Source organism: Streptomyces sp. NPDC052109 (genome assembly GCF_040680195.1).
In the GTDB taxonomy this organism is placed as follows: domain Bacteria; phylum Actinomycetota; class Actinomycetes; order Streptomycetales; family Streptomycetaceae; genus Streptomyces.
The window spans coordinates 76,741-90,490 of record NZ_JBFAWF010000020.1 but is presented as its reverse complement, the minus strand read 5'-3'; the positions used below and the strand labels follow the sequence as shown (position 1 = coordinate 90,490).

Annotated in this window: 11 protein-coding genes; 4 read left to right on the top strand and 7 right to left on the bottom strand. The window is 69.9% G+C overall.

The features are described from left to right. The first annotated feature begins 5 nt into the window (after nucleotides 1-5). Nucleotides 6-2,171, top strand: a complete 2,166-nt coding sequence (locus AB0L59_RS31745) for a RecQ family ATP-dependent DNA helicase (RefSeq protein ID WP_365590085.1) — start codon at nucleotides 6-8, stop codon at nucleotides 2,169-2,171. A gap of 264 nt (nucleotides 2,172-2,435) precedes the next feature. Continuing rightward, a complete protein-coding gene (locus AB0L59_RS31740; protein WP_365590084.1) occupies nucleotides 2,436-3,056 on the top strand; it encodes a hypothetical protein in 621 nt (206 codons plus the stop codon). Between the two features lie 475 nt (nucleotides 3,057-3,531). Here the strand turns inward: AB0L59_RS31740 and AB0L59_RS31735 are convergent, their stop codons facing one another. The 3 genes from AB0L59_RS31735 to AB0L59_RS31725 form a co-directional block, all read right to left on the bottom strand. Continuing rightward, a complete protein-coding gene (locus tag AB0L59_RS31735) occupies nucleotides 3,532-4,164 on the bottom strand; it encodes a hypothetical protein (protein ID WP_365590083.1) in 633 nt (210 codons plus the stop codon). Nucleotides 4,165-4,232: 68 nt separating this feature from the next. After that, entirely contained in the window at nucleotides 4,233-4,934 is a 702-nt protein-coding gene (locus AB0L59_RS31730; RefSeq protein ID WP_365590082.1) for a ribonuclease HII, read from the bottom strand. Between the two features lie 81 nt (nucleotides 4,935-5,015). Continuing rightward, a complete protein-coding gene (locus AB0L59_RS31725) occupies nucleotides 5,016-5,639 on the bottom strand; it encodes a TetR/AcrR family transcriptional regulator (RefSeq protein ID WP_365590081.1) in 624 nt (207 codons plus the stop codon). 185 nt (nucleotides 5,640-5,824) lie between these two features. On the opposite strand from AB0L59_RS31725, the gene AB0L59_RS31720 reads away from it, so the two are divergent. Beyond that, nucleotides 5,825-7,372, top strand: a complete 1,548-nt coding sequence (locus AB0L59_RS31720) for an MFS transporter (protein ID WP_365590080.1) — start codon at nucleotides 5,825-5,827, stop codon at nucleotides 7,370-7,372. Between the two features lie 375 nt (nucleotides 7,373-7,747). Here the strand turns inward: AB0L59_RS31720 and AB0L59_RS31715 are convergent, their stop codons facing one another. The 3 genes from AB0L59_RS31715 to AB0L59_RS31705 all read right to left on the bottom strand — a co-directional run bounded on the left by AB0L59_RS31715 (nucleotide 7,748) and on the right by AB0L59_RS31705 (nucleotide 10,083). After that, the gene (locus tag AB0L59_RS31715; RefSeq protein WP_365590079.1) at nucleotides 7,748-8,653 is read right to left on the bottom strand and encodes an ADP-ribosylglycohydrolase family protein; all 906 of its coding nucleotides are present in this window, start codon (nucleotides 8,651-8,653) and stop codon (nucleotides 7,748-7,750) included. Nucleotides 8,654-8,666: 13 nt separating this feature from the next. Beyond that, nucleotides 8,667-9,326 (bottom strand): histidine phosphatase family protein, encoded by a 660-nt coding sequence (locus AB0L59_RS31710; protein ID WP_365590078.1) that lies wholly within the window; start codon nucleotides 9,324-9,326, stop codon nucleotides 8,667-8,669. Nucleotides 9,327-9,477: 151 nt separating this feature from the next. After that, on the bottom strand, nucleotides 9,478-10,083 hold the full coding sequence (locus tag AB0L59_RS31705) for a YdbC family protein (RefSeq protein WP_365590077.1): 606 nt from the start codon (nucleotides 10,081-10,083) through the stop codon (nucleotides 9,478-9,480). A 152-nt stretch (nucleotides 10,084-10,235) separates the two neighbouring features. On the opposite strand from AB0L59_RS31705, the gene AB0L59_RS31700 reads away from it, so the two are divergent. Further along, entirely contained in the window at nucleotides 10,236-10,763 is a 528-nt protein-coding gene (locus AB0L59_RS31700; RefSeq protein ID WP_365590076.1) for a TerD family protein, read from the top strand. A gap of 84 nt (nucleotides 10,764-10,847) precedes the next feature. On the opposite strand, the gene AB0L59_RS31695 is transcribed toward AB0L59_RS31700, so the two are convergent. Next, the gene (locus AB0L59_RS31695) at nucleotides 10,848-13,745 is read right to left on the bottom strand and encodes a vitamin B12-dependent ribonucleotide reductase (RefSeq protein WP_365590075.1); all 2,898 of its coding nucleotides are present in this window, start codon (nucleotides 13,743-13,745) and stop codon (nucleotides 10,848-10,850) included. Nucleotides 13,746-13,750 lie beyond the last annotated feature (5 nt).

Here is a 13,750-nt window from a genome sequence, read left to right as displayed (position 1 = left end):
AACGCATGGAGCACACGAGCAACGCGGATCTCCGGGCGCAGGCGGACGCCGTCCTCGCCCGGCTCGTCGGGGATGCCACGGGCGCGGCCCGGCTGCGCGAGGACCAGTGGAGGGCGATCGAGGCGCTGGTCGCAGAGCGGCGGCGGGCCCTGGTCGTCCAGCGGACGGGCTGGGGCAAGTCCGCGGTGTACTTCGTGGCGACGTCGTTGCTGCGGGCCGGAGGAAGCGGACCCACGGTGATCGTCTCGCCCCTGCTCGCGCTCATGCGCAATCAGGTGGAGGCCGCGGCCCGGGCCGGTATCCACGCCCGTACCATCAACTCCGCCAACACCGAGGAGTGGGAGGCCGTCCAAGCCGAGATCGCGGCCGGCGAGCTCGATGTCCTGCTCGTCAGCCCGGAGCGGCTGAACAACCCGGACTTCCGCGATCAGGTCCTGCCCAAGCTGTCAGCGGCGACCGGCCTGCTGGTCGTGGACGAGGCCCACTGCATCTCCGACTGGGGTCACGACTTCCGCCCCGACTACCGGCGGCTGCGGACCATGCTCGGCGATCTCCCGCCCGGTGTCCCCGTGCTGGCCACCACGGCAACGGCCAATGCCCGTGTGACCGCCGACGTCGCCGAGCAGCTGGGCACCGGGGGCACCACGGACGCCCTGGTGCTGCGGGGGCCGCTGGACCGGGAGAGCCTCAGCCTCGGTGTGCTGCGGCTACCGGATGCCGCGCACCGCATGGCCTGGCTCGCCGACCATCTCGACGACCTGCCGGGCTCCGGCATCGTCTACACGCTCACCGTCGCCGCCGCCGAGGAGGTCACCGCGTTCCTGCGACAGCGCGGGCACACCGTCGCCTCCTACACCGGCAAGACGGAGAACGCCGATCGCCAACAGGCCGAGGACGATCTGCTCGCCAACCGGGTCAAGGCGCTGGTCGCCACCTCCGCGCTCGGCATGGGCTTCGACAAGCCGGATCTCGGCTTCGTGGTCCACCTCGGCTCCCCCTCCTCCCCCATCGCCTATTACCAGCAGGTCGGCCGGGCCGGCCGCGGGGTCGAGCACGCCGAGGTCCTGCTGCTGCCGGGCAAGGAGGACGAGGCGATCTGGGAGTACTTCGCATCGCTCGCCTTCCCTTCCGAGGAGTTGGTCCGGCGCACGCTCGACGTTCTCGCCCGCGCGGACGGCCCCCTGTCGCTGCCCGCGCTGGAGCCCTTGGTCGAACTGCGCCGCTCCCGGCTGGAGACGATGCTGAAGGTCCTCGACGTGGACGGAGCGGTCCACCGCGTCAAGGGCGGCTGGATCGCCACCGGGCAGCCCTGGTCGTACGACACCGAGCGGTACGACTGGGTGGCCCGGCAGCGCGCGGCCGAGCAGGACGCGATGCGCGCCTATGCGTCCACCGCCGAGTGCCGGATGGAGTTCCTGCAGCGCCAGCTGGACGACGAGGGTGCCAAGCCCTGCGGACGCTGCGACAACTGCGCCGGTCCGCGCTTCACCGCCGACACGTCCACGGCGGCGGTGGACGCCGCGCGAAGCGACCTGGGCCGTGCGGGCGTCGAAGTGGAGCCCCGGCGCATGTGGCCGACCGGTCTGCCGGCCATCGGCATCGAGTTCAAGGGACGCATTCCGGCCGGTGAGCAGGCCTCGGCGGGACGGGCTCTGGGTCGTCTGTCGGATATCGGCTGGGGCAACCGACTGCGTCCGCTCCTCGCGCCCCAGGCGCCGGACACCGCGGTGCCGGACGACGTGGCCCGAGCCGTCGTGGGGGTCTTGGCCGACTGGGCGAAGGGGCCCGACGGATGGGCCTCCGGTGCATCCGGCGCCCAGGCCCGGCCGGTGGGCGTCGTCACCGTCGCCTCGCGGACCCGGCCCCTGCTCATCCATTCCCTGGGCTCCCGGATCGCCGAGATCGGCCGGCTGCCGCTGCTCGGCTCCGTGGAGTACGCCGAGGACGTGCCCCGGGTCCCGCGCAGCAACAGCGCGCAGCGGCTGAAGGCGCTCGACGGCGCGCTGACGGTGCCGCCCGCCCTCGCGTCGGTGCTCACGGCCGCGGGCGGCCCGGTGTTGCTCGTCGACGACTTCACGGAGACGGGCTGGACCCTCGCCGTCGCGGCGCGTCTGCTGAGAAAGTCCGGCGCGCGGGCGGTGTTGCCGCTGGTCCTGGCCGTGCAGGGCTGACCGCGCGCCCGGCCGCGGGAGCCGCATGGGACCGGCCCGACGCCCGGGGAGTCATCGGGCTAACCTTTGGGTAGGGATATAAGCCACACACCACTAGATAACAGTCGGTGGCCCCAATTGCTCGTTGCCGCATCCAAGTTCGGCAGGAAGAATTGAGGTCCGCTCCCCGCACGGCTCGTCCGTTCCGGTTGGGCTCTGCTGCGGCGCGCGGTCCCTCGAATCCGACCTCGCCCGCAGTGTGGGCGCGTAGCCGAAGGGAGGAACGTGACCTTCGGATTCGCCTCGTCCTCGGCGGCCTCGTTGTCGACCTCTGCGTCCGCCGTTTCCGCCAGTCGTCTGCTCGAGCCGGCCGAATGGGCCGCCGCCGGAATCCCTCTCCTGCGCAACCCACGCGAGGTCGTCAGCGGGCTGCACACCCGCCATCGACCGAAGCTCTCCACCGCGATCGTGGCAGTGCTCGATCCGGACGAGCGGCTGTGCGCCAGCGCGTCGTTCATACGCCGTCCGGCCCCGGCCGACGGCTGGATGTACCGCAACGCGCTCCTCGCGCAACTGCGCCGGGTCATTCCGCACGACCTGCGGCGCCGAACCCCGGTACGCACGGCGATCCTGATCTACTGCCGTGAGGGCGACGCGCGTTGGACCGAGGAGGACGGCGCCTGGATGTGGGGCCTGCGTGACGCCTGCACGCTGCACGGGCTGCGCTGCGGCGCGTACATCACGCTGACCCACGACGGCTGGCACGTGCTCGGAGAGGGCCGCAGCGGACGCCGTCCCAGTGCCGATTCCGCGCCGGAGCCCTTCGCGACGTCCGAGGCGCCGCCACCGGCACCGCGCACCGGCGGCCCGGTCTCCGAGGTCCTTCGCCGCGCGGCGGCTCGCTGAGGTCCTGCGCTGCGTGGCGGCTCGCTGAGAGCCGCGTCGGCACGTCGGACCTCACGACGCCGTCATCCACACCATCGACGGCCCACCCGAAGGGCGAGCCGATCGCCCACCGCTGGGCAGCAGGGACCCGCGCGAGGCCCGTGCTGTGCAAAGGAACGTGACGGCAGCGCAGACCACGCCGAGGGGCGGACGGCACCTGAGCCCCGGCCGGGCGGCGGTACGAGGTCCACTCCAAGCCCGGCCGCGCCGGCGTCGCTCAAGGACCGGCCTCGACAGGCAAAGCCGAGTCGGCCGGCATCCGGCTTCCGCCCGGCGGCCACGGGCCCCGCCCGGCGTCCTGGCTCAGTGCCCTTGGAACGCCGCCCCACCAGCGGCGGGACTGCAGATCATCCGGGCATGCCACAGGCCACGCCGTGCGGATACCGCCGGAGCGGGTCCTTCGTCATCCCCGGTGACCCGAGGCGACGGACGTGACTCAGACGCCGGCGCCCAGCACCGAGTTGATCTGCTGCGGGTCGCCGCAGACGATCAGCAGGGCACCGGCCCGGGCGTGGGCCAGCGGGAGGGCCGAGGCGGCAGCGGAGGCGGGGCCTCCGTTGACGGCCACGACAACCACGGGTCGGGACGCGGCGCGGGAGGCGATGGCCGCGTCGGTGTAGAAGACGTCGTCACCGGCGTCGTGCTGCGCCCAGTAGGAGGCTTCGCCGAAGGACAGCTCGTGTTCCGCCCACGGGTGCTGGGACCCGGTGGTGATCACGAGCACGTCGCCGGGGGCACGACCCGAGTCCAGTAGCAGGTCCACCGCCTCCTCGGCGGCGTCGAGCGCGCCCTCGGCCGAGGCGGGGATCAGCTGGATCTGCGGGGTTGCCGCCGTGGCGGCGGGAGCGGCCGGGCCCGATGGGACCGGCTTGGCCGGAGCCACGTCACGCGGGGCGCGCTGCACCGGAGGCGCGGGCCGCGGAGGGCCCGGACGACCGGGGCGGGACGGAGCCGCGGGGCGGGGGCCGGGTACGGGGCGGGGGGTCGGCGCGGTACGGCCGCTGGCCGGCGTGGCGCGGGGACCCTGGGCACTCTCGTGAATCTGAGGCTCCTCGGGAATGAGAGGCATGAGCTGATATTTATCAAACATTGGTGCGGCGCGGGTGACCGGGTGGCACATCAGTGCGAGCGGAACCGTCAGAAATCGAAGCCGAGCTGACCCTCGATCTCCGGAACGCCTCCGTCCACCCAGCTACGGACCTTCTTGAGGTGCCGCCACTGAGGCAACGCATCAAGATACGCCCATGACAAGCGGTGGTGCGGGGTGGGCCCCCACTCCTCCAGTGCGGCCTTGTGCACGGGCGACGGATACCCGGCGTTGTCCGCAAAACCGAAGTCTGCATGGTCGATACCCAGTTCGGCCATCATTTTGTCGCGCTGAACCTTGGCTATCACCGACGCCGCAGCGACGGCCACGCACGACCGATCGCCCTTGATCACCGTGCGCACCCTCCAGGGAGCGCCGAGATAGTCGTGCTTCCCGTCGAGGATCACGGCGTCGGGGCGGACCGGCAAAGCCTCCAGGGCGCGGGCCGCGGCGAGCCGCAGGGCAGCCGTCATCCCCAGGTCGTCGATCTCCTCGGGAGAAGCATGCCCCAGTGCGTAGGCCGTCACCCATGCCTGCAGGACCGGGGCAAGTTCCGTCCGCCGCTTGATCGTCAGCAGCTTGGAGTCGGTCAGTCCGTCGGGCGGGCGACGAAGACCGGTGATCGCGGCACAGACGGTGACTGGCCCGGCCCAGGCGCCGCGCCCCACCTCGTCGACACCGGCAATGACCTTGGCTCCGGTCGTGGCGCGGAGGGAGCGCTCGACGGTGTGAGTAGGCGGTTCGTACGGCATGGCGCCCTTAGCCTACGCCGCCGGGATCGTCGGCCGACACCCTGGTCGGCCGGCCGTCGCGCAGGTCGCGGACGTGCGGGATCAGTTTCCGCAGGGGCGCAGCAGCGGGAGCATCAACCGGTCGATCATCTCTTCGAGCTCCCGATCGCTCCATTCGCTCGCGCACACCTTCGAGCGGTACATCATCATGGCCGGGATGACGTCGAAGACATAACCGTTGGCCGCGTCCGAACGAACCTCTCCCCGCTCCATTCCTCGGGTGATGACATCACACAGGAGCCTGACGGTCGGCTCCACCACCCCGCCGACGATCACGTCCTGGAAGCGCTCAGCCTGGATCTGGTCGCACTCGTGAATCACTGAACGCAGCGCCAAACCCGGGGGTGAGAACATGATCTGCCGCACCTGCCGGCACAGGGCGAGGAGGTCCTCGCGCACACTGCCGAGATCCGGAGCCCTCTCCACCCGGGGCAGCCCGGCCACCAGCGCGTCCGCGACGAGGTCCTCCTTGGAGGGCCAGCGGCGATACACCGCGGCCTTGCCGGTCTGGGCGCCGGCCGCGACCCCTTCCATGGTCAGCCCTTTCCAGCCGACCTCACCGAGCTGTTCCAGCGCGGCCTCCAGGATCGCGCGCTCCAGCACCACGCCGCGCCGACGTGGGGAAGCCGCCCGAGCGGGAGCAGCCGTCCAGCGCGAGGTAACCATCTGTGTCTCTCCAACATGCAACGGAAGCGGGGATTCCGGGGCGGATGACGCCACGCCTCAGCAACAGGGGGACGCGAGGCGGGGCGCGGGATTAAGTGAACGCTTGCGTTCACTGTGGGGGACTCACTACCGTGAGGGTGACAGTGAACGCCAGCGTTCACTAACGCCTTTACGGGGGACCCATAGTGACGACCTCTCAGCTGCTTCAGGAACCAAAACCGGGCGTGGCCCGCCGGGACGGGCATCCCGGCATCGCACTCGCCGTCATCGCGGCCTGCCAACTCATGGTGGTACTGGACGCGACGATTGTGAACATCGCGCTCCCACACATTCAAGACGCACTCAAGTTCAGCACCACGGACCTGACTTGGGTGGTCAGCGCCTACACGCTCACCTTCGGCGGCCTGCTGCTGCTCGGCGCACGGGCCGGTGACGTCCTCGGCCGTCGCCGGGTGTTCATGACCGGCATCCTGCTGTTCACGTTCGCCTCGCTGCTGGGCGGTCTTGCCCAGGAACCCTGGCAGTTGCTGGCGGCACGAGCCGTGCAGGGCGTCGGCGGCGCGATCGCCTCGCCCACGTCGCTGGCACTGATCACCACGACGTTCCCCGAAGGCCCGGAACGCAACCGGGCCTTCGGTGTGTTCGCCGCCGTGTCCGCGGGCGGCGGCGCCATCGGTCTGCTGACGGGCGGCATGCTCACCGACTGGCTGGACTGGCGGTGGGTGCTGTTCGTCAACGTGCCCATAGGCGTGCTGATCGCGGCGCTCGCACCGCTGTACATCAGCGAGTCCGAGCGGCATCCGGGGCGCTTCGACATCACCGGCGCGCTCACGTCGACGGCGGGCATGGCCTCGCTGGTGTACGGGTTCATCCGCGCCTCGGAGAACGGCTGGCGGGACGGCCTCACCCTCGGCTCGTTCGGCGCGGCCGTGGTGCTGCTGCTCGCCTTCCTCCTCATCGAGACCCGGGCGAAGGAGCCGATCACGCCGCTCAGGATGTTCGCGGACCGCAACCGCTGGGGCACGTACGTGATCATGCTGGCACTGTCCGCGGCGATGTTCGGCATGTTCTTCTACATCGTGCTGTTCGTGCAGGACGTACTCGGCTACAGCGCCATCAAGGCCGGTGTCGCCTTCCTCCCCGTGACGGTCGCGATCGCGGTCGGTGCGGGCCTGTCGCAGTCCTTGCTGCCGAAGCTCGGTCCGAAGCCGTTCATGATGGTCGGCTCGGCGCTCGTGGTGGTCGGTCTGGTGTGGCAGACCTTCATCCGGCCGGACAGCTCCTACCTCGGCGGGGTGCTCGGGCCGATGCTGGTGTTCGGCTTCGGCATGGGCCTGAACTTTGTGACGGCCACGGTCACGGCGGTGTCCGGCGTGGCGCAGCACGAGGCGGGTGCGGCTTCCGGGCTCCTCAACGCCACGCAGCAGGTGGGCGGTTCGCTCGGACTGTCCATCCTGACGACCGTGTTCGGCTCGGCCGCCAAGGACGAGGCCAAGAGGCAGCTGCCGAAGTTCCTCGCCGACAGCTCGCCGCAACAGCAGGCCCACTTCGCCAAGACGCACCAGTTGCCCGCGCCCTGGGGGCACGAGGTGCTCGCCCACGGCATCTCCACCGCCTTCGTGCCGGCTGCCGCGATGGCCGCCGTCGCGTTCCTCACCGCCACCCTGGTGATCAGGGTGCGCAAGAGCGATCTCGATTCCCTCGCGGGCGTGGCAGGGCCGGGCATCGGCTGACCCGGGCCGAGCCGCGGGGAGCTGCGGCCGGCCGGACCGCCGCCGGTGGGTGGCATGCGCATGCGGCGGTCCGGCCGACCGCACCCCGGTCACGGGCCCACACAAGACCGGGGACACCAGCACCAGAACCAGCGCCGCGTATGCCATCTCCGCACCTCCCCCGGCAGTCGCTCCGCCGCTCTCCGGGTGTCCGCCGGTACTGCTGCCCGAAGCCGCGGCACACCGCGGATGTGAGAGGAACGGACGGCGGTCACGGAGAGTTCCCGGCGGGTACGGAGAGTCTCGAAGCGGCCGGATCCACGTCCGCGCGTCCTGGCGCGAGCCGCTGGACGGGATGAGGGGACGGAGGAGTCCGGGTACGGGTCGTCGGACCTGTCAGAGCCCCGTGGGCACCCAGTCCGGCAGCGCTTCGGCGCGCTCCGCCCACTCGGTGGGCGGAGCGCCCGCCTTGCCGGAGCCGAGCACACCGCCCACGATCGCGCAGGTCGTGTCCACGTCGCCGCCGACCCCGGCCGTGGTCCAGAAAGCCGCCTCGTAGTCCCCGAGGCTCCGTGCGGCGGACCACAGGGCGAACGGAACGGTGTCGTGGGCAGTCGTGCGGCGGCCACATCCCAGCACCGCCGCGACGGTGCCCGCGTCGCCGTAGTCGAGCATGTCCCTGGCGCGCCGGAGTCCCTGGCCGACGGCGCTCTTCGGCACCAGCGCGATCACGCCGTCGAGGAGCGCCTCGGGGGTGGGCGGCCCGCCCGGCGAGCCCGCCAGCGCCGCCGCGGCGGCCACGGCCATGGCGCCGACCACAGCCTCCCTGTGCTGGTGGGTGGGGTAGGCCGAGATCTCCGCCTGGTGGGTCGCCTGCTCCGGATCGTCCGCGTACCAGGCGCCCAGGGGCGCGATCCGCATCGCCGCTCCGTTGCCCCAGGACCCTCGTCCGTCGAACAGCCCGGCGGCCAGCCCGCGCCAGTCCTCGCCCTCTCGGACGAGTCTCAGCAGGCGGTTGACCGCGGGGCCGTAGCCCCGGTCGAAGTCGTGGTGCTCGGCGAAGGAACGGGCCAGCGCGTCCTGGTCGATGCGGTGGTGCTCGGCGAGGACGGCGACCACGGAGCAGGCCATCTCGGTGTCGTCCGTCCACTGCCACGGCCCCGCGGGCAGCTCGCGTCGCTTCAGCAGGGGGTAGTTCGCCGGAACGAAGAACTGGGAGCCCAGGGCGTCCCCCAAGGCCAGTCCGCGCAGGCTGGCCAGGGCGCGCTCCAGTCGCCCGGAGGAAGAACAGTCAGCGGTCATCGCTCTGCCAACTCTATCCGTTCGCCCAGTACGGCACCGGCTTGCGCCAGCGCTCGAAGGGCCGGTCGAGGGTGTACTTGCCGTCCTCTCCGAGGACGAGCATCCGCATCTCCGCGTTCCCCGGATTCGACAGCGACTCGAATTCCGCGACCGTCCAGTGGAACCAGCGCATGCAGAACAGCCGCATCGCGAGCCCGTGCGTCACCAGGAGGACGTTCGGCGGATGATCCGGTGCCTCGAAGCTGCGGAACAGGCTCTCCAGGAAGCCACCGACCCGGTCGTACACGTCGGCCCCGGACTCACCCTGCGGGAACCGGAAGAAGAAGTGGCCGTAGGCGTCGCGGTAGGTCTTCTGCAGGCGCACGTCCTCGCGGTCCTGCCAGTTGCCCCAGTCCTGTTCGCGCAGCCTGGGTTCCTCCCGGACACGTATCCGGTCGGGGTCGAGATGGAAGGCGCGGAGCGTCTCGTGTGTCCGGCGGTACGGAGAGACGTACACACTCACGCGTTCACGGCCGAAGATTTCCCGGAGCCCTTTTCCGGTCTCCTCGGCCTGCATCCAGCCGCGCTCGGTCAGCGCGAGAGCGTGGTCCGGCTCCCGCTCGTACACGGAGTCGTCGACGTTGCCCGTGGACTCGCCGTGCCGGACAAGGACGATGCGCCGTGGTCGTGCCATGCCAAAACCCTAGATGGAGCGGGGGAAAGTCGAGCACTCGTACGGGCCCCATACGGCGTAAGTCACATGAATCCCGCGTGCCGGGCCGGTGCCGGAGGCGCTGTGCGACGCCCCGGAGTGGTGAGTTTGAACTTCAAACTCGGATGTGGCCTCAGACCGTCCAGGACGGCTCGAGCTCCACGATGTCACCGGAGAGGGCCGCCACGTCGGCCTCGGTCCGTGCGCGCAGCGCCAGGCGTTCCACACGCTCGGTACGGTACTTGCCGTGCTCCGCCGCCGACCGCCACATCGACAGGATGAGGAACTCCTGCTCGGGCGCCTCGGCGAACATCCCGCGGATCATGCCCGGCGAACCGGCCATCGCCGGATTCCAGACCTTCTCCTGCATGAGAGTGAAGTGCTCGACGCGTTCCTCGTGGATCCGGCACAGCGCCACCCGGATCAGGTCGGCGTCGGTGAACCGCGGCTCGAAGCCGGTCTTCACATCGAAGCGGTACTCGAAGAGCTTGACCTGGGCGTCCTTGAACGTGCCGGACTGGGCGGAGGCCAGGCGGTCGTGCGAGCGGGCCATGAAGGAGTCGTAGAAGGCGCGGCTCTCCCAGAAGGTGAAGACGTGCGCCACCCCCGACCGCCGTCGGCTCCAGCCTCCGCCCTGCCCCCGAAATCCCGGCTCCCCCGGAAGCCCCGCCCATTTCCGCTGCCCCCGCTCGAACCCGCGGCGGTCCACCACGGTGCAGCGAATCCACTTGACCAGCACCGCGCCATCGTAAGGCCACCCGGCGTGGCGTAGGTCACGCTCCGGCTGAGATCACCCGAGCATGCGCCCCCGCGCGCATGGCACGATGGACAAGGAAGCCTGACTCCAGGGGAGTTGGGGCCGGGGCAGACACCGGTGGAAGGGGGAAGCTGTTGACCGGCTTCAGCAAGGGACTCCGCAAGGTCGAGGTCGGGCTCAAGTGGGATCCCAGCCCGACGGGGCGGCCGCCCACCGATCTCGACCTCGTTGCCGCGACGTTCGTCTCGGGCGACGCGTACGGGACGCCGGCCTATGTGGTGCACTTCGACAGCCGTTCACCGGACGGCACGATCTTCCTCAACCGGGACAGCACGGACGGCAGGGGCTTCGGCTGGGACGAGGTCATGACGCTGGAGCTGGAGCGGCTCGACGGCCGGTACGCGCGCGTGGTGGTCGGTGTCGTCATCCAACAGCGCTTCGGGCACAAGACGTTCGTCAATGTGCTGAATCCGGCCATGCGCGTCCGCGAGGGCTACACCGTGCTGGCCGAGGACGAGTTCGGGTCGGTGCTGGGGGCGACGGCGGCCACGATCGCCGAGTTCGTACGCGACGAGTCCGGGGAGTGGCTTTTCCGTCCCGGCGTCCACGGCTTCGAGGAGGATCCGGCCACCTTCACCCGGATCATGGGCAGGGCCCAGTAGAAGCCACGGACCCAGAAGACGCGACAGGTAAGGGGCGCCGGCCTGAGCCGGCGCCCCTTACCTCACTTCAGGAACCGCGCGTCGTCAGCTGCAGCCGCTGGTCGAGCCGCAGCCCTCGCAGATGTAGCAGGAACCGGCCCGCTGCATCTTCGTACCGCAGGAGAAGCACAGCGGGGCGTCGGCCTGGATGCCCAGCTGCATCTCCACCAGCTCAGCGCTGGTGTGGGCCTGCTTGGGGGCGGGCTTGGCCGCCTCGGACTCGGACTTCGGCGTGGCGACCGCCTTCAGCTCCTGGGCGCGCGGCGCGGACTGGGCCAGGCCCTCGACGTCGACCTCGTCGTCGGCCGGCTCGTAGGAACCGGTCTCCAGGTGCCGCTGACGCTCCTCGGCGGAGTGGATGCCGAGCGCGGAGCGGGTCTCGAAGGGCAGGAAGTCCAGCGCCAGGCGGCGGAAGATGTAGTCGACGATCGACTGCGCCATCCGCACGTCCGGGTCGTCCGTCATGCCGGCCGGCTCGAAGCGCATGTTGGTGAACTTCGAGACGTACGTCTCCAGCGGCACGCCGTACTGCAGACCGACGGAGACCGCGATGGAGAAGGCGTCCATCATGCCCGCGAGAGTCGAGCCCTGCTTGGACATCTTCAGGAAGACCTCGCCGAGACCGTCGTCCGGGTAGGAGTTGGCGGTCATGTAGCCCTCGGCACCGCCGACGGTGAAGGAGGTGGTGATGCCGGGACGGCCCTTGGGGAGGCGCTTGCGGACCGGGCGGTACTCGACGACCTTCTCGACCGTCTCACGGATGGTGGCCTCGGCCTTCTCCGTGACCTCGGCCTTCTCCTTCTCCTTGGTCTTGGCGGAGAGCGGCTGGCCGACCTTGCAGTTGTCGCGGTAGATCGCGAGAGCCTTGACGCCCAGCTTCCAGGCCTCGAAGTAGATCTCCTCGACCTCTTCGACGGTCGCCGTCTCCGGCATGTTGACCGTCTTGGAGATCGCGCCGGAGATCCACGGCTGGATCGCGGCCATCATGCGGACGTGGCCCATCGGGGAGATGGCGCGCTCGCCCATGGCGCAGTCGAACACCTCGTAGTGCTCCTGCTTCAGCCCGGGGGCGTCGATCACATTGCCGTGCTCGGCGATGTGGGCGACGATCGCCTCGATCTGCTCCTCCTGGTACCCCAGGCGGCGCAGGGCCTGCGGGACGGTGCCGTTGACGATCTGCATCGAGCCGCCGCCGACGAGCTTCTTGAACTTCACGAGCGCCAGGTCGGGCTCGACACCGGTGGTGTCGCAGGACATCGCGAGACCGATGGTGCCGGTCGGCGCGAGAACGGATGCCTGGGAGTTACGGAAACCGTTCTTCTCACCGAGACGGACGACGTCCTGCCAGGCCTCCGTGGCGGCGGCCCACACCGGGGTGTCCAGGTCGTCCATGCGGACGGCCCTGCCGTTGGCCTCGGAGTGCTGCGCCATGACGCGCTTGTGGGCGTCGGCGTTGCGGGCGTAGCCGTCGTAGGTGCCGACGACCGCGGCCAGTTCTGCGGAGCGGCGGTAGGCCGTGCCCGTCATCAGGGAGGTGATGGCACCGGCCAGGGCGCGGCCGCCGTCGGAGTCGTAGGCGTGGCCGGTGGCCATCAGCAGGGCGCCGAGGTTGGCGTAGCCGATGCCGAGCTGGCGGAACGCGCGCGTGTTCTCGCCGATCTTCTGGGTCGGGAAGTCCGCGAAGCAGATCGAGATGTCCATCGCGGTGATGACCAGCTCGACGACCTTCTGGAAGCGCTCGGTCTCGAAGGACTGGTTGCCCTTGCCGTCGTCCTTCAGGAACTTCATCAGGTTCAGCGAGGCCAGGTTGCAGGACGTGTTGTCCAGGTGCATGTACTCGCTGCACGGGTTCGACGCGGTGATCCGGCCGGACTCGGGGCAGGTGTGCCAGTTGTTGATGGTGTCGTCGTACTGGATGCCGGGGTCGGCGCAGGCCCAGGCAGCCTCGGCGATCTTGCGGAACAGCGCCTTCGCGTCGACCTCCTCGATGACCTCACCGGTCATCCGGGCGCGCAGGCCGAACCGGCCGCCGTCCTCGACCGCCTTCATGAACTCGTCGTTCACACGCACCGAGTTGTTGGCGTTCTGGTACTGGACGGAGGTGATGTCGTCGCCGCCCAGGTCCATGTCGAAGCCCGCGTCGCGCAGGACGCGGATCTTCTCCTCCTCCTTGACCTTGGTCTCGATGAAGTCCTCGATGTCGGGGTGGTCGACGTCGAGCACGACCATCTTGGCGGCGCGGCGGGTGGCACCACCGGACTTGATGGTGCCGGCGGAAGCGTCGGCGCCGCGCATGAAGGAGACCGGACCGGAGGCGTTGCCGCCGGAGGACAGCAGCTCCTTGGAGGAGCGGATGCGCGAGAGGTTCAGGCCGGCACCGGAGCCGCCCTTGAAGATCATGCCCTCTTCCTTGTACCAGTCGAGGATCGACTCCATGGAGTCGTCGACGGACAGGATGAAGCAGGCGGAGACCTGCTGGGGCTGCGCGGTGCCCACGTTGAACCAGACGGGGCTGTTGAAGCTGAAGATCTGGTGCAAGAGGGCGTAGGCCAGCTCGTGCTCGAAGATCTCGGCGTCGGCGGGCGAGGCGAAGTACTTGTGGTCCTCGCCGGCCTTCCGGTACGTCTTCACGATGCGGTCGATCAGCTGCTTGAGGCTGGTCTCGCGCTGCGGGGTGCCGACGGCACCGCGGAAGTACTTGCTGGTGACGATGTTGACCGCGTTCACCGACCAGAAGTCGGGGAACTCGACGCCACGCTGCTCGAAGTTGACCGAGCCGTCGCGCCAGTTGGTCATGACGACGTCCCGGCGCTCCCAGCTCACCTCGTCGTACGGGTGTACGCCGGGGGTGGTGTGGATGCGCTCGATGTGCAGTCCCTTGTTCCCCGCCTTGCCGCTCTTGGCTCGGGAACCTCGTGCCGGACCGCTCGCCGTCTCTGTCATGCCGC